The following is a 14,984-nucleotide window of genomic DNA, read 5'->3' as shown; positions in this document are numbered from 1 at the left end:
GCTACCTGCGCCAGAACAAGTGGTGCGTCACGCCGCTCGGGCTGGGCACCACGTCCAGGTGGAACCGGTCGAGCAGCTCGTCCGGCGACTCCCAGAGCCGCAGTCCCGACCCGAGCTTCAGCGGCGAGACCGCCACGTGCAGCGTGTCGACGAGGTCGGCGTCGAGGAACTCCCGGATCGTCGTGACCCCGCCGCCGAGCCGCACGTCCTTGCCCTGCGCGGCCTCCCGAGCCTGCTCGAGCACCGCGGCCGGATCGCCGTCGACGAAGTGGAACGTGGTGTCGCCCAGCGTGAAGGACGGCCGCGGGTGGTGGGTCAGCACGAACACCGGCGTGTGGAACGGCGGCTCGTCGCCCCACCAGCCCTGCCACTCGTGGTCGGTCCACGGTCCGCGCTGGGGCCCGAACTTGTTGCGGCCCATGATCTCGGCGCCGATGTTGTGCGTGAAGTCCCGGGTGAAGTAGTCGTCGAGGCCCCGGCTGCCACCGGGATCGGTGCGGTTGGGCCAGCTCGCGGTGGCACCGGCCCAGGCGAACAGCCGCTCGGGCGCGACGTCGAGGCCGAACGGGTTCTCGAGGCTCTGGTCCTCGCCGGCAGCGATCCCGTCGCTCGAGACCATGAAGTTCTGCACTCGCAGCAGTTGAGTCATGTCCGTGCAGACTCCCTCAGCCGGCGGAACTCATCGCTGGTTCTGCGCCGCCTTGTGCAACTCACGCAGCGCCCGCACGGACGACACGGCGTACTCGCGGTCCACGGCCTGCACGGCCATCACCGAGATGTACTCGTCCTCCGGCAGCTCCAGGCGGGCCCACGCGGCACCGTCCGGGAAGCTCACCGAGAGCACGTCCTTCCAGTCGAAGTGGTGGGACGTCACGACGTTGCGCACGTCGACACCCGAGGCGTCGGCGGTGACGCGGGGGCGGGTCAGCAGCAGCACGCCGCCCGCCAGCAGGAAGCCCAGGATGATCATGGCGACCTGGTCGGAGGTCCGGAAGATCACGCCGGTCGGGGTGTTGCCCAGCAGCAGCCCGACCACGGTGAACACGGCAACGAGGCCGATCGCGCATGCCCACGCGACGCGGCGGATCTTCTTGGGGCGGAAGACGAGGGTGGTCATTCGAACCCCCGCTCGGTCCACGGCTGACGCAGGCCGCGCAGCACCAGCGCGGTGTCGATCGCGGCCACGGTCGCCTCGTACCCCTTGTCCTCCACCGACTCCGGCAGGCCGGCACGGGCCAGTGCCTGCTCCTCGGTGTCGCACGTCAGCACGCCGTTGCCGACCGGCGTCGACTCGTCCAGCGCGACCCGCGTGAGGCCGTCGGTCACCGAGTCGCACACGTACTCGAAGTGCGGGGTGCCACCGCGGATCACGACGCCCAGCGCGACGACGGCGTCGTGGTGGCGCGCGAGCTCCTGCACCACAACGGGAAGCTCGATCGCGCCCGCGACGCGCACGACGGTCGTGTCCGCACAGCCCGCGTCCTTCGCCGCCTCCAGCGCGCGTTCGACGAGCTGGTCGGTGATCTTGGTGTGCCAGCGCGTCGCCGCGATCGCGACGCTCAGGCCCTTGCCGTCGAGCTGTGTCTGCTCAGGACGGCCCTCGCCACTCATTCCTGGTCCTCCGTAGCGGAAACAACGGCCTCGTACTGCTCCAGCTGGTGCAGCTCGTGACCCATCCGGTCGCGCTTGGTGCGCAGGTACCGCAGGTTCTCCGGGTTCGGGGAGATCGGCAGCGGCACCCGGTCGAGCACACGCAGACCGTATCCGGCCTCCAGACCGACGCGCTTGGCCGGGTTGTTCGTGAGCAGCCGCATGGACTTGATACCGAGGTCCACGAGGATCTGCGCGCCCGTGCCATAGTCGCGGGCGTCGGCGGGAACGCCCAGCGCGAGGTTCGCGTCCACGGTGTCCGCGCCCTGGTCCTGCAGCTGGTAGGCCTGCAGCTTGTGCATCAGCCCGATGCCGCGGCCCTCGTGCCCGCGCATGTACAGCACGACGCCACGTCCTTGTGCTGCAACGGCTTCCAGTGCCGCGTCGAGCTGCGGGCCGCAGTCGCAGCGCAGTGAGCCGAAGACGTCACCGGTGAGGCACTCGGAGTGCACGCGCACCAGCACGTCCTCGCCGTCGCCGATCTCGCCGTACACCAGCGCGACGTGCTCGATGCCGTCGAGCAGGCTGTCGTAGCCGACGGCGGTGAACACGCCGTGCGCCGTCGGGATCCGCGCCTCCGCGACCCGTTCGACCTGGGTCTCGACCCGGCGGCGGTACGCGATCAGGTCGGCGATCGTGATCAGCGCGAGGTCGTGGTCCGCGGCGAACACTTCCAGCTCGTCGCGGCGGGCCATGTCGCCCTCGTCCTTCTGCGACACGATCTCGCAGAGCACACCCGCGGGTGACAACCCGGCCAGCCGCGACAGGTCGACGGCGGCCTCGGTGTGACCGGGACGGCGCAGCACGCCGCCGGCCTTGGCGCGCAACGGCACGACGTGACCGGGACGGTTGAAGTCGCTGGCCTTCGAGGTCGGGTCGGCGAGCAGCCGGATCGTGCGGGCGCGGTCCGCGGCCGAGATGCCGGTGCTGACGCCCTCTCGCGCGTCGACGGTGACGGTGTAGGCGGTGCCCCGCACGTCCTGGTTGGTGTGGAACATCGGCGGCAGGTCGAGGCGGTCGCAGTCGGCCTCGGTGAGCGGCACGCAGATGTAACCGGACGTGTAGCGCACCATGAACGCGAGCAGCTCCGGCGTCGCCTTCTCGGCGGCGAAGATCAGGTCGCCCTCGTTCTCGCGGTCCTCGTCGTCGACGACGACCACGGGACGACCGGCGGCGATGTCCTTGATCGCCCGCTCGATTTCCGCGAACTCCGTGCTCACTGGGCCTCCTCGCCCGCAATGGCCCGCAGGTGCGGGATGGCCAGTCGTTCAACGTACTTCGCGAGCACGTCGACCTCCAGGTTCACCAGGTCGCCGGGCAGGCGGTGCCCGAGCGTGGTGAGTTCGAGCGTCGTGGGGATGAGGCTCACGGTGAACTGGTCCTCGGAGACGGTCACGACCGTCAGCGAGACGCCGTCGACGGTGATGGAGCCCTTCTCCACGACGTAGCGGGCGAGCTGGGGCGGCAGTCCGATGTGGACGATCTCCCAGTGCTCCGCCTTCTCCCGCGCGAGAATCGTGCCCGTGCCGTCGACGTGACCCTGCACGATGTGGCCGCCGAGGCGCTGGCCGACCGCGGCCGCGCGCTCCAGGTTGACCCGGTCGCCCTGGGCGACCTTCGCGAGGCTGCTGCGCACGAGCGTCTCGCGCATCACGTCGGCGGTGAAGGTGTCGTTCTCGACCTCCACGACGGTGAGGCAGACGCCGTTCACCGCGATGGAGTCGCCGTGCTTGGCGTCGCTGGTCACGATCGGTCCCGCGATGCGGATCCGTGCCGCGTCGGGCAGATCCTCCGTCGCGACCACGTGGCCGAGTTCCTCGACGATCCCGGTGAACACCGCTCCTCCTAAGTTTGCGGAACCGCGCTGATCCGCAAGTCCGGTCCGCTCATGGTGACGTCTTGCACGGTCAACCGGACAGCGTCCGTGATGGTTGACACGCCCGCGCCGAGGATCGCCGCGGGCCCGTCCCCGAGGATCGCCGGCGCGATGTAGGCGAGCACGCGGTCGATTCTCCCAGCGCGCAGGAACGCGCCGGCCACAGTTGACCCGCCTTCGAGCAGGACGTCCACCACACCTCGAGCGGCGAGCGCGCTCAGCACCTCGTCCGGGTCGTGCGTGCGCAGGTGCAGCGCGGTGTGCCGGAGCCTGGCCCCGTCCGGCAGGTCGCTCATGCCCATCACCACGGGCAACGGCTGGCGGGGCAACGGCATTCCGTCGTCGTCCCTGGCCGTCAGCGCGGGATCGTCCTTCTTGACCGTGTTCGTGCCGACGATGATGGCGTCCAGCTTCGCGCGCATGGCGTGGACCTCCTTGCGGGAGGTTTCCGAGCTGATCCACTGGCTGGTGCCGTCCTGCGCCGCGATCCGGCCGTCGAGCGACGCGGCGTACTTCCACGTGACGTGCGGGCGTCCCGTCCTGGCGAAGTGCAGCCACGCCCGGAGCGGGCCGTTGCCGACCTGGTCCGCGAGCAGGCCGCTCGTCACCGTGATGCCGGCCCGTTCCAGCTGGGCCGCGCCGCCCCCGGCGTCCGGGTTCGGGTCGCTGACGGCGTGGATGACATGCTTGACGCCGGCTTCGATGAGCGCCTCGGTGCACGGCGGCGTGCGGCCGAAGTGGGAGCACGGCTCGAGGGTGACCACCGCCGTGCCGCCGCGGGCCCTCGTGCCGGCTTCCTTGAGCGCCATGACCTCGGCGTGCGGGCCACCGGGTGGCTGTGTGCCACCGAAACCGACCGGTCTGCCGTGTTCGTCCAGGACGACGCAGCCGACCGGCGGGTTGGGGCTGGTGGTGCCCCGCACCCGCTCGCTCTCCGCGATGGCGAGCGCCATCGCGTCCTCGGGCGTCACCTCGCCCCGGCTGCCTGGGCGCGCAGGGCCTCGACGGCCTTGCCGGGATCGGCGGCGTCGTAGACGGCGGACCCGGCGACGAAGCAGTCCACTCCGGCCTGCGCGGCCTGTTCGATCGTGTCGGCGTTGATGCCGCCGTCGATCTCCACGATCAGCTTGAGGTGCCCGGTGTCGACGAGACGACGGGCCGTCCTCACCTTCTCGAGCACGTCGGCCATGAACTTCTGCCCGCCGAAGCCGGGCTCGACCGACATGACGAGCAGCGTGTCGTAGTGCTTGAGCACGTCGACGTACGGCTCCAGCGGCGTGCCCGGCTTGATGCTGAGCCCGGCCTTCGCGCCCGCCGCCCTGAGGTTCTTGGCCAGCGCGACGGGATCGTCGGCCGCCTCGACGTGCACAGTCACGTTGTACGCGCCCGCCTCTGCGTACCCGATGGCCCAGCGGTCCGGGTCGTCGATCATCAGGTGGCAGTCGATCGGGATGTCGGTCACCTTGAGCAGCGACTTCACCACGGGCAGGCCGAGCGTCAGGTTCGGCACGAAGTGGTTGTCCATGACGTCGACGTGGATCCAGTCCGACGTGGGCACCGCGGCGAGCTCGTCGGCGAGCCGCGCGAAGTCGGCGGACAGGATGCTGGGGGCGATCATCGGCGTGTGGACCACAAGGGTGAAGTCTAGGTGTCCAGCAGGTCGAGCAGCCTGCCGGGAGCCTCGTCAGTGACCACCACGACACCCGCTCCGGTGAGCGTCGCGACGTGCGTCTCCCACATCGGGTGCCGGCGCTTGTCCGCGTTGGCCTGGGGCATGACGACGACCTTGCAGCCCTCGACGCCGATGGCCTCGTTCAACGCGGTCAGCGCCTGGTTGTCGCCGATGCCCAGGGCCAGCTTGGCCACAGAGTTCGCGCTGGCGGGGGCGAAGATGAACGCGTCCGGCGTCGGGTAGGGCTTGGGCTGGCTCGGCAGGCGCGGGGTCCAGCGGATGTCGAGGTCGGTGAGGGCCTGGAGCTTGTCCAGCTCGCCCGCTTCCTCGAACCACGGGACCACGGTCGGGGTCAGCGTGATGGCGAGCCGCCAGCCCCGCTGTGCCGCGGGTTCGGCGAGGTCCTTCCTGAACCAGGTTTCGACGCCGCCGCAGCCGCTTGCGACGAGTCCGAGCAGTCCACGTGTCATTGCGCCGATGTTAGGCGGATCGTCCGGGGTGGACGATCATCCGGGAACGACGCGGAAATCGCCTGCCGTGGTCGACTTCTCCTCGCCGTTCGCCACCCGGTCCACGACGAGAGCGGAGCGGCAGTCGCAACCCTCGGTGACCAACCCGATCTCGAACACCTCGGGATCACCGCGGCTCACGCGGTGCGGGAACGTCGACGTGGCCGCGTCCTCCCCTGGTCTCACCGGTTTCGGCCGCGGCGTGAGCCGCGGTGTCGAAGTCGATCGTGAACTCCCGCACCGGCACCTCACCGGGTGCGCACGGTGCGCCCGGGACCCGATCCGCGCGCGCTCCGGGCGTGGACGTCTCTTTCAGCTCCACCCGGATCCCGACGACCGCGACTTCCGCGTGCTGGCGTTCTGAGCCACGAGTCGCCACACGATCGTGGCCGCTACCACCACGACCAGGGCACCGACAGCTCCCCCGGCCACCCTCCGCCACCGCCGAGCCGGAGAGCGGGCGATGTGCACGTCACCGTGGACGTCACCGATCTGGGTGATGCCACCGTGCACGTCACCGACCGTGTTGCCGCCCGGATCCCCCGCGCCCATCAACCGCCCGGAACTGTCAGACCCCGTCACTACCGTCGTTCACGAGCGCTCGAACAGGGCGTCGAAGCACCGCGCAGAACATCGCGTCGGTGCCGTGCAGATGAGGCCAGAGCTGAACGTGCGGCCCTTCCCCGAGGTCCGGAACTCCCGGGAAGAACTCCCGCGCGTCCAGCACTTCGGCCCCCGTCCGCCGCGCGACGTCCGTCACCACCCCGACGGTCTCCGAGAGATGAGGTGAGCACACGACATAGCCGACCACGCCGCCAGGACGCACCAGTCGCAACGCCTCGGTGAGCAGTTCGTGCTGCAGCTTCGTGAGCGTGCCGACGTCAGTGGGCTGGCGCCTCCACCGCGCCTCCGGGCGCCTGCGCAGTGCACCGAGACCGGTGCAGGGCGCGTCGACCAGTACGCGGTCGAACGCCCCTTCGACGAAGTCGGTCTCGCGGCCGTCGGCCACGTGCACGGTCACCGGCAGGCCTGAGGTGATCTTGCGCACGAGCTCGGCGCGATGGGGTGCCTTCTCCACGGCGATCAGCTCGCCGCCTTCGAGGCCGACCAGGGCGGCGAGCAGCGCGGCCTTGCCGCCGGGGCCCGCGCAGAGGTCCAGCCAGCGGTCGTCCGTACCCCCACCGGCATCACCCTCGCCGCCTTCCAGAGGCGCGCGGGTGAGGGCCAGGGCGCACAGCTGGCTGCCCTCGTCCTGCACGTTGGCGAGGCGTTCCCGGACGGGCTCGAGATCGCCCGGGTCGCCCGCCCCGGCCTCCAGGTGCACGCCGTAGGGCGAGTAGGGCGCCACGTCGCCGCCGACGATCGCGGCGAGCTCGTCGGCGCTCACCTCGCCGGGACGTGCGACCAGGTGCACGGCCGGTCGGGCGTCGTCGGCCTCCAGGGCGCGCTTCAGCGGCTCGTCCCGGCTGCCGAGGGCCTCCGCGAACGCCTGCGCGATCCAGCGCGGGTGGGCGTGGGTGAAGGCGAGGTTGCCGATCGGATCTGTGTCCGGGTCGGGCGCCAGCTCGTCGACCCACGCGGCCTCGTCCTGCTCGGCGATCCTGCGCAGGACGGCGTTGACGAAGCCCGCGATCCCGGAGCCGAGCTCGGCCCGCACGAGGTCGACGGTCGATGCGACCGCCGCGTGTGCCGGAATGCGGGTGCGTAGCAGCTGATACGCACCGAGCCGCAACGCGTCGAGCGCCGAGCCGTCCACTTCGGACAGCGGGCGGTCGGAGCACGCCTCGATGACGGCGTCGAGCAGGCCCTGGGCTCGCGCCGCGCCGTAGGTGAGCTCGGTGGCCAGCGCGGCATCACGGCCGGTGATGCGGCGCTCGCGCAACAGCTGCGGCAGCACGAGGTTCGCGTACGCGTCGCGCTGCCGCACGGCCCGCAACGTCTCCAGCGCGGCGAGGCGTGCCGGGTCCTCCACGGGCGGCCGGGAGGGTCCGGTGCGCCGGCGCGGCGGGTGTGGCCTGCGCGGGCGGGAAGGCTTGGAAGCTCCTCGCGAGTAGCCGGTCATGCGATGTGCTCCCCTGCCTCGATGCGCACGCCGCGGGCCCAGTCGGTGGCGGCCATGCGCTTCTTTCCCTGCGCCTGGACCTCACCGAGGGCCACGGCGGTGGTCGCCGTGCCGACGAGCACGCGCTTGCGTTCGACGAGCACCTCGCCCGCGGGCAGCGTCACGTCGTCCACGGGTGTCACCGGGCCGAGCTTCAGCCGCTCGCCCCGGAACTCGGCCCACGCGCCGGGCTCCGGCGTCACGGCGCGCGCCAGGCGGTCGACGGCCACGGCGGGCGCGGTGAAGTCGAGGCGTGCGTCCTCGACGGTGATCTTGGCGGCGTACGTGACGCCGTCGGCCGGCTGCTCGACGGCGCGCAGGGTGCCGTCCTCGATGCCGTCCACAGTGGACAGCAGGAGCTGGGCGCCCGACTCGGACAGCCGGGCCAGCAGGTCGCCGGAGGTGTCGCGCTCGCGCACCTTCTCGGTGACCACGCCGAACACCGGGCCGGCGTCGAGCTCGCGCACGATCCGGAAGGTCGAGGCGCCCGTGATGTCGTCGCCGTTGCGCACGGCGGCCTGCACCGGCGCGGCACCGCGCCACGCGGGCAGCACGGAGAAGTGGAGGTTGATCCAGCCGAACCGCGGGATGTCGAGCGTCCGCTGCGGCAGCAGGTTGCCGTAGGCGACGACCGGGCAGAGGTCGGGCTCGAGCGCACGCAGGCGGTCCAGGAAGTCCGGGTCGCCGGCCTTGGCGGGCGTCAGCACCTCGATGCCGTGCTCGTCGGCGAGCGCGGCGACGGGCGAGCGCTCCAGCTTGCGGCCGCGGCCGGAGGGGGCGTCGGGACGGGTGACCACGGCAACGACGTCGTGGCGGGGAGAGTCGATGAAGGCGCGCAGCGAGGGAAGTGCGACCTCGGGCGTACCGGCGAACACGAGTCGCATGGTCAGCTGGACCTGCCGAAGAGTGGGTGCGGGCTCTGCTTCAAGGTGGGGACCGTACCGTCGAACCACTCGGACTGCCGGATTTCCCGCATGGCCTGCTTGCGGGTCTCGGCGTCGAGGCGGTCGAGGAACAGCACGCCGTCGAGGTGGTCCGTCTCGTGCTGGATGCAGCGGGCCAGAGTCTCGGTGCCCTCGACCTCGACCGGCTCACCGTGCATGTTCCAGCCCTTGGCCACGACGTGCAGATGGCGCTTGCAGTCCCACGACAGGCCGGGGATGGACAGGCAGCCCTCGGGGCCGTCCTGCATGTCCTCGCCGACCACGTCCCACGTCGGGTTGACGAGGTGTCCCGCGAAGCCGTCGCAGTGGTAGGTGAACACCCGCAGTCCAACGCCGAGCTGAGGCGCGGCGAGTCCCGCTCCGCCCGCGTTCTGCATCGAGTCCCACAGGTCCTTGACCAGGGTGCGCAGCTCCTTGTCGAAGTCGGTGACCTCGACGGCGGGGGTGCGCAGCACCGGGTCGCCGAACAGGCGGATGGGTTGGACGGTCACGCAATGCTCCTCGTGGTGGACTGGAGGCCAGTCTACGAGGAGCGCGGTCAGTGCTCGGACGCGCTGCCGAGGAAGATCACGCCTACCAGCGCCACGACGAAATGACCGGTGAAACGCAGCGCCGCGAGCACCGGGCGGAACAACGCGTGGAAGTTGAAGTGGGCCGCCGCAGTGCCGGTGAAAGTCGTCGTCGTCATGCCACACACTGTGCCGTTCGCGCAGGTCAGCCCACATCGGCTCGCAGTATCGAGCTTCGGTCAGCCCGAGGTAGGAAGATCAGGTGCAACACTCGGCCGGAAGGTGGACACCTCCAGGTCATGAGGCTGATGCGACCGAGCTGGGAGGGGGCGGCCGCAGTGCCCGACGACGCCCCGCCGGACGCCGAACTGTGGGCACGAGGCGACGAGCAGGCGTTCGGCTTGCTGTACGACCGCTACGCCGAGGCGGTGTGGAACCACGCCTACCGGCTGACCGCGTCGTGGTCGACGGCGGAGGATCTGACCTCGGCGACCTTCTTGACGGCCTGGCGCCGCCGGGCCGAGATGACCCTGGTGCGGGACAGCGCGCTGCCGTGGCTGTTCACCGTCGCGGGCAACCTGGCGAGGTCCGAGTTCCGCCGCAAAGCCAGGTTCACCCGTCTCCTGCTGCGCGTGCCCCGCAACGACGTGCAGCGCGACCACGCGGACGAGGTCGCGTCGGCCCTCGACCACGAGGCGCGGCTGAGCCGGGTGCTGCTGGCCGTCGAACGCCTCCCCCGCGCCGAACGCGAGGCGGTGCAGCTCGTCCTCCTCGGCGAGCTGTCCGCCGCGGAAGCCGCGGAGGCCCTGGGCGTGGCCGAGGTGAGCGTGCGCTCGCGCATCTCCCGTGCCCGGTCCCGCCTGCGCAAGGAACTCCTCGACGACACCCTGGAGGTGGAGTGATGACCATCGACCTGCCACCCCGCCGCCGGCTCCCGGCGGACGTCAGGGAACGCATGCGCCCCGACTTCACCGAGGTCCGGAGCCGGCGCGACCACACCCCGCTCGCCGTGGCCGCCGGTGTGGCGCTCCTGATCGCGAGCGGCATCGCCATCACGCAGTCGGTCGTCGACAGAACTCCCGATCCCGGCCGAGGCGACGTCCACACCCCGTCGAGCCAGGACCTCTCCCGCTGCCGCGCCGCGCTGAACGACCCGAACTGGTCCTCCACCGAAATGGTGGTCTTCGGCCTGCAGAAGGTCCTCGTCGGCGAGAACGGCCGCTTCTGCGAACTGGCCGCTTCCACCGCCGGCGTCGCCGCGCCGGACGCGCGGCCCGTCCAGCTGGAAGCGGGCTCGATCACCTACCGGTCCGGTCAGATCATCGCGGGCGTCCCCCCGCTCGGCGCGCTGACGGCCCGCGCCCGCGAGGTCTCGACGTCCCACAGCCGGGCGTCCAGCGCCGCCGTCGTGACACCGGACTTCTTCGTCATCCACACGCCGGTCCCGCTCACCGTGACCGAGCTGGTCTTCGACAACCGCACCGTGCCGCTCCCGTCCGGCGCCGTCCTGCCGGCCGCCGCGACCTTCGACAGCTTCGAGAGCGGCAACGCCGACCCGTGGACCCCGGCGAACATCGTGGCCAGGTGCGCGGACAACGCCTACGCGAACGGCACGCGCGCCGAGGACCTGCGCGGCTGGGAGCCCCTGATCTCGGCCCAGGGCATCCTGGTGGCGCACCGCGACCACCGGGAATGGGCCACCTGCACGTTCACCACTGGCCCTGAGACCCTGCAGCCCCGCCCCGGCCTCCCCGCGGGGGAGAACAAGCCGGCCATCGTCAGCGGAGCCATCGGCGACGCCGGCTTCCTCATGGTCGGGCGCACCAGCCGCGACGCGAAAACCGTCGAACTGCGCGGCGCTTCCACGCCCGCTCAGACGGTGAACGTCACCGAGGGCTTCTTCGTCGCCGCACTCCCCCAGGTGACCGGCCTGACCGACCCCAGAGCCATCCAGGTCACGGTCCGCGACGCGAAGAACGCGGTCGTCTACGAGGGCCCGATGGGTTGATCATGAGCGGATGACCTGGACGGCACCCGAAGCAGAACCGGCCGACGAACCGCTCGTCGGCGCCGAACGCCCGATGCTGGAAGCGTGGCTCGACCGCCATCGAGCCACCTTCCTGCGCAACTGCGCGGGCCTGACCGGCGAGCAGCTCGCCACGGCCTCCGCACCGCCGTCGAACCTCAGCCTGCTGGGCCTGATCCGCCACCTGACCGACGTCGAGCGCGTCTGGTTCCGCGTCCGCCTGGCGGGCCACGACGTCAAGGCCCGCTACAGCGAGCCTGGCAAGTGGGACGGCGCCTTCGAGGACCTGGACCCGGCCCGCGCCGAGGCCGAGTACGCAGATCTCGTCGCCGAAATGGCCGAAGCCCGCACGGCGGCCGCCACGCGCGACCTCGACGACACCTTCCTGCACGAACGGGTGGGCGAGATTTCGGTGCGCTGGCTCTACATCCACATGATCGAGGAGTACGCACAGCACAACGGCCACGCCGACCTCATCCGCGAACGCATCGACGGACACACCAACCAGTAGCGCACGCACCACACACACGGCTTCGGCCGGGTTCCCCCAATTTCAAGACTAGTCGGGAGGTCTGACAGTTCTTGCGCGTTTTCCGTGCTGTGCAAGCGCATCCAGGACTGTCGGTGCCGCGTGCCAGCATGGCGGTGGGGCCTGGAAGTCAGGCAGGGGGAGGAATCACCGCAATGCGAAGAACCACTGTCCGGTTCGCCGCCGTGCTCGCGGCAGTCGTGTCGGTCGTGTTCGCGGCCGGCGCACCGGCCGGGGCGTCCACGGGGGAGCTGTCCGCTTCGTGCGAGGCTCGGCTGCGCACCGCCGGAAAGCCGGAGGCCACGCTCACCGTGCGCGGCGGATATCGGCTCCTCGGCACCGTGCCGGCCACATCACCGTCGACCGCTCCGCTGACCGCAAGCGGCTGGGGCGTGTCGGTGCGGCTCGACCTCGACGTACTGGGCCCTGAGCTCGCCGCGCGCGGAGTGACCTTGTTCGACCAGGTCTCCGTAACTGCCGCACACCTGTCGGTGCACCACGACGGTGTTGAGGACTGGCCGCAGAACCTCGGCGGCGACATCGGCCGCGGCATTGCCGTCGACCGGTTCGCCGCCGGCGTCACCGGTCCGGTCTCCGACCGGCAGCTGTATCCGGGTGATGCCCTGCCCGGCCAGTGGCGGTTCGCGAGCAGCGGTGACATCCGGCTCAGCTTCCACAAGTTCAGCGGTGTGCAGACGCAGATGAGCGTCCACTGCACCGCGGCTCCCGACCAGGACCTGACCTGGGGCGAGACCGTGGTCGCCGGGTAACGCATCGTCCACACGGGACTTGTCATGCGACCGGCTGGAGTGCGGGCTTCCGCACTCCAGCCGGGGTTCGAGCAGAGGTGACCGAGGTCGCGCTCAGCCCACCTTCACCACGCGGGCCGCTCCTCCCCCGCGCCGCGTCGGTTCGGCCACCGCGCGCCAGCGGCCGTCCGAGGCCCGTTCGACGGCGGTGGCGGCGCCGATCTCGGCGTTCTGGCTGAACTTGTGGCCGATGGCCTGCAGGCCCGGGGTCGTGGCGGCCGCGATGAACGCCGCCTCTGCCGGGGTCGTTGCCGCGTTGCGCTGGGAGGCGCGCGGGGCGGCCACGGCGTCACGCAGGGACATCTTGCGGTCCAGGCGGGCGGTCAGGATCTGGGTGACCGTGGTGATGATGGTGGAGCCGCCTGGGGAGCCGACCGCGAGGACGACCTTGCCGTGGTCCAGGACGATGGTCGGGGACATGGACGAGCGCGGGCGCTTGCCGGGGCCGGGGAGGTTCGGGTGCGGGACGCCGGCGGTCGGGGCGACGAACTCGAAGTCGGTGAGCTCGTTGTTGAGCAGGAAGCCCCGGCCGGGGACGACGATGCCGCTGCCGCCCTCCGCCTCGATCGTGAGGGTGTAGGCGACGACGTTGCCCCAGCGGTCGGCCGTGGTGAGGTGGGTGGTGCGTTCGGCGTCCTCACGCGGTGCCGAGAGGCCGGCGGTCGCCTCGCACGCCTTCGGGTTGTACGGATCGGCTGCCGGTTGCGGGGCGGGCAGCACGGCGTCGGACTTGATCAGGCACGCGCGGGAGTCGGCGAACTTCTGCGAGAGCAGGCCCTCGGTCGGGACGCGGGAGAAGGCCGGGTCGCCCACCCAGCGCAGGCGGTCGGCGAAGGCGAGCTTGGTCGACTCGATGAAGCGGTGCAGGTACTCGACGTCGGACGCCTTGGAGAGGTCGGTCGACTCCAGGATGTTGAGCGCCTCGCCGACGGTGGTGCCGCCGGACGACGGGGCCGCCATGCCGTAGACGTCCAGGCCGCGGTAGCGCGAGTGCGTGGGGTCGCGGCGTTCCACCTGGTAGCGGGCCAGATCGGAGATCTCCATGGCGCCGGGGCGGACGTTGCGGGTCGAGCCGGGCACGACCGGGGGCTGCTGGACCGTCTTCACCAGGTCGCGGCCCACCGCGCCGCCGTAGAGGGAGGCGAGCTCGGTGCGGGCCAGTTCGCGGTAGGTGTCGGCCAGCTGCGGGTTGCGGAACGTGCTCCCGACGGCAGGCGGCTGGCCGCCCGGCAGGTAGAGATCACGGGTCGAGGTGAAGTCGGCGAAGCGGGCGGCGTTGTTCGCGATCTGCGAGTTGAACGTCTGGTCGACGACGAAACCGCGCCGTGCCAGCGCTTCGGCGGGCGCCATGGCCTCGCGCAGGTTCAGCGTGCCCCACTTGCGCAGGGCCTGCTGCCACGTCTTCGGCGTGCCGGGGACACCGACGGACAGGCCGCTGGTCATCGCCTCGGCGAACGGGAGCGGCTTGCCGTTCTCCACGAAGAGCTGCTCGGTCGCGGCGCGCGGTGCGGTCTCACGTCCGTCCAGAGTGGAGACGCGTTTGGTGCGCGCGTCGTAGTGGACGAAGAACCCGCCGCCACCGATGCCCGCGCTGAACGGGTCGGTCACGCCGAGCGCGGCGGCGGTCGCGACGGCGGCGTCGACGGCGTTGCCACCGCGGCGAAGCACGTCGATACCGATCTGGGACGCGTCGGGGTCGACGCTGGAGACGGCACCGCCCCAGCCGACCTGCTCCGGCACGCGAGGCGGTGGTTCCGCCGCACCTGCGTGCGCAGGAGCGACCAGTACGACGGACAGCGTCAGTGCGGCAACCGTTCGCAACATGCGCACTCTTCTACTCCGTTACGACCGGATGGCAACACTGTCCTTGAGGAAGGCCTAAGGTGCGGAGGTGATCGATCTTGACCGGTTGCGAACGGATTTCGCGAACACCACGCTCGACGAGGCCGACCGCGAGGACGTCCTGCGGCTGCTGCTGAGCCAGCGCCGCGACGACGACGCGGACCTCCTGCGCCACCTCCTGGCAGAGGAGACGGCTGCCCACCGAGAGGGCTGGGGCGTGAGCGAGGCGATGCTCCTCGCCGCGCTGCTCCTCGCCGAGTGCGGCCGTGAGGAGGACGTCTGGACGCTGTGGGAGGCCAAGAACGCCTCCTTCGACACCATGGCGGGCCTCGACGGCTTCCTGCTGTTCCCGGCGGGCATCGCGGGCACGACGGCGCACGTCATCGCGAGCGAGGACCACCCGGAGCGCGTCGACCTGATGACGTACATGAGCGAGTACCTCGAGTACGAGAAGCTCACCGACGACGACATCCGCGACCACATCGCGAACCTGCGCTCGTACCACGAGGGCTGACCA

20 protein-coding genes are annotated in these 14,984 nt (G+C 70.9%); 5 read left to right on the top strand and 15 right to left on the bottom strand.

Annotated elements, in window-relative coordinates; genetic code table 11:
* Position 1: 1 nt before the first annotated feature.
* From C8D87_RS31880 to C8D87_RS46295, 14 genes are all read right to left on the bottom strand, one after another.
* Positions 2 to 649 carry a dihydrofolate reductase family protein gene (locus tag C8D87_RS31880; protein ID WP_112229458.1) on the bottom strand — a complete coding sequence of 216 codons (648 nt, stop codon included), beginning with the start codon at positions 647 to 649 and terminating at the stop codon, positions 2 to 4.
* A gap of 30 nt (positions 650 to 679) precedes the next feature.
* On the bottom strand, positions 680 to 1,117 hold the full coding sequence (locus tag C8D87_RS31875; RefSeq protein WP_109640325.1) for a PH domain-containing protein: 438 nt from the start codon (positions 1,115 to 1,117) through the stop codon (positions 680 to 682).
* Positions 1,114 to 1,611 (bottom strand): 6,7-dimethyl-8-ribityllumazine synthase, encoded by a 498-nt coding sequence (ribH, locus tag C8D87_RS31870; RefSeq protein ID WP_112229457.1) that lies wholly within the window; start codon positions 1,609 to 1,611, stop codon positions 1,114 to 1,116. Before ribH ends, C8D87_RS31875 begins: the two co-directional genes overlap by 4 nt.
* On the bottom strand, positions 1,608 to 2,870 hold the full coding sequence (locus C8D87_RS31865) for a bifunctional 3,4-dihydroxy-2-butanone-4-phosphate synthase/GTP cyclohydrolase II (RefSeq protein ID WP_109640327.1): 1,263 nt from the start codon (positions 2,868 to 2,870) through the stop codon (positions 1,608 to 1,610). The genes ribH and C8D87_RS31865 overlap by 4 nt, the downstream gene beginning before the upstream one ends.
* Entirely contained in the window at positions 2,867 to 3,487 is a 621-nt protein-coding gene (locus C8D87_RS31860) for a riboflavin synthase (RefSeq protein ID WP_109640328.1), read from the bottom strand. The genes C8D87_RS31865 and C8D87_RS31860 overlap by 4 nt, the downstream gene beginning before the upstream one ends.
* A gap of 8 nt (positions 3,488 to 3,495) precedes the next feature.
* On the bottom strand, positions 3,496 to 4,479 hold the full coding sequence (ribD, locus tag C8D87_RS31855) for a bifunctional diaminohydroxyphosphoribosylaminopyrimidine deaminase/5-amino-6-(5-phosphoribosylamino)uracil reductase RibD (RefSeq protein WP_112229643.1): 984 nt from the start codon (positions 4,477 to 4,479) through the stop codon (positions 3,496 to 3,498).
* 14 nt (positions 4,480 to 4,493) lie between these two features.
* Positions 4,494 to 5,144, bottom strand: a complete 651-nt coding sequence (gene rpe, locus C8D87_RS31850) for a ribulose-phosphate 3-epimerase (RefSeq protein WP_112229642.1) — start codon at positions 5,142 to 5,144, stop codon at positions 4,494 to 4,496.
* A 26-nt stretch (positions 5,145 to 5,170) separates the two neighbouring features.
* Positions 5,171 to 5,668 (bottom strand): flavoprotein, encoded by a 498-nt coding sequence (locus C8D87_RS31845; protein WP_109640329.1) that lies wholly within the window; start codon positions 5,666 to 5,668, stop codon positions 5,171 to 5,173.
* A 36-nt stretch (positions 5,669 to 5,704) separates the two neighbouring features.
* Positions 5,705 to 5,893 carry a hypothetical protein gene (locus C8D87_RS45360; protein WP_146771929.1) on the bottom strand — a complete coding sequence of 63 codons (189 nt, stop codon included), beginning with the start codon at positions 5,891 to 5,893 and terminating at the stop codon, positions 5,705 to 5,707.
* A 126-nt stretch (positions 5,894 to 6,019) separates the two neighbouring features.
* Positions 6,020 to 6,289, bottom strand: coding sequence for a hypothetical protein (locus C8D87_RS31835; RefSeq protein WP_146771928.1), 270 nt, complete (start codon positions 6,287 to 6,289; stop codon positions 6,020 to 6,022).
* Complete coding sequence (locus C8D87_RS31830; protein ID WP_112229454.1) at positions 6,276 to 7,769, bottom strand: RsmB/NOP family class I SAM-dependent RNA methyltransferase; 1,494 nt, start codon at positions 7,767 to 7,769, stop codon at positions 6,276 to 6,278. The genes C8D87_RS31835 and C8D87_RS31830 overlap by 14 nt, the downstream gene beginning before the upstream one ends.
* Complete coding sequence (fmt, locus tag C8D87_RS31825) at positions 7,766 to 8,692, bottom strand: methionyl-tRNA formyltransferase (protein ID WP_112229453.1); 927 nt, start codon at positions 8,690 to 8,692, stop codon at positions 7,766 to 7,768. Before fmt ends, C8D87_RS31830 begins: the two co-directional genes overlap by 4 nt.
* A 2-nt stretch (positions 8,693 to 8,694) precedes the next feature.
* Positions 8,695 to 9,243, bottom strand: coding sequence for a peptide deformylase (def, locus tag C8D87_RS31820; protein WP_112229452.1), 549 nt, complete (start codon positions 9,241 to 9,243; stop codon positions 8,695 to 8,697).
* 47 nt (positions 9,244 to 9,290) lie between these two features.
* Positions 9,291 to 9,440: a hypothetical protein gene (locus C8D87_RS46295; protein WP_170166655.1), complete on the bottom strand. Its 150-nt coding sequence runs from the start codon at positions 9,438 to 9,440 to the stop codon at positions 9,291 to 9,293.
* A gap of 120 nt (positions 9,441 to 9,560) precedes the next feature.
* Between C8D87_RS46295 and C8D87_RS31815 the strand changes: the two genes are divergently transcribed.
* From C8D87_RS31815 to C8D87_RS31800, 4 genes are all read left to right on the top strand, one after another.
* The gene (locus C8D87_RS31815; RefSeq protein ID WP_411711472.1) at positions 9,561 to 10,163 is read left to right on the top strand and encodes a sigma-70 family RNA polymerase sigma factor; all 603 of its coding nucleotides are present in this window, start codon (positions 9,561 to 9,563) and stop codon (positions 10,161 to 10,163) included.
* Positions 10,163 to 11,269 (top strand): hypothetical protein, encoded by a 1,107-nt coding sequence (locus tag C8D87_RS31810; RefSeq protein WP_112229451.1) that lies wholly within the window; start codon positions 10,163 to 10,165, stop codon positions 11,267 to 11,269. Before C8D87_RS31815 ends, C8D87_RS31810 begins: the two co-directional genes overlap by 1 nt.
* Positions 11,270 to 11,279: 10 nt before the next feature.
* A complete protein-coding gene (locus C8D87_RS31805; RefSeq protein WP_112229450.1) occupies positions 11,280 to 11,798 on the top strand; it encodes a DinB family protein in 519 nt (172 codons plus the stop codon).
* A 173-nt stretch (positions 11,799 to 11,971) separates the two neighbouring features.
* A complete protein-coding gene (locus tag C8D87_RS31800; RefSeq protein ID WP_112229449.1) occupies positions 11,972 to 12,586 on the top strand; it encodes a hypothetical protein in 615 nt (204 codons plus the stop codon).
* A gap of 93 nt (positions 12,587 to 12,679) precedes the next feature.
* Here C8D87_RS31800 and ggt read toward each other — a convergent pair whose 3' ends face one another.
* Positions 12,680 to 14,449 (bottom strand): gamma-glutamyltransferase, encoded by a 1,770-nt coding sequence (gene ggt, locus C8D87_RS31795; protein WP_112229640.1) that lies wholly within the window; start codon positions 14,447 to 14,449, stop codon positions 12,680 to 12,682.
* A 67-nt stretch (positions 14,450 to 14,516) separates the two neighbouring features.
* Here ggt and C8D87_RS31790 point away from each other — a divergent pair, with 67 nt between their 5' ends.
* Positions 14,517 to 14,981 carry a hypothetical protein gene (locus tag C8D87_RS31790; protein WP_112229448.1) on the top strand — a complete coding sequence of 155 codons (465 nt, stop codon included), beginning with the start codon at positions 14,517 to 14,519 and terminating at the stop codon, positions 14,979 to 14,981.
* Positions 14,982 to 14,984: the final 3 nt, after the last annotated feature.

Origin of the sequence: Lentzea atacamensis, assembly GCF_003269295.1 — a bacterium.
Taxonomy (GTDB): domain Bacteria; phylum Actinomycetota; class Actinomycetes; order Mycobacteriales; family Pseudonocardiaceae; genus Lentzea; species Lentzea atacamensis.
The sequence above is the reverse complement of the archived record's forward strand: the minus strand, read 5'-3'. Positions and strand labels throughout refer to the sequence as shown.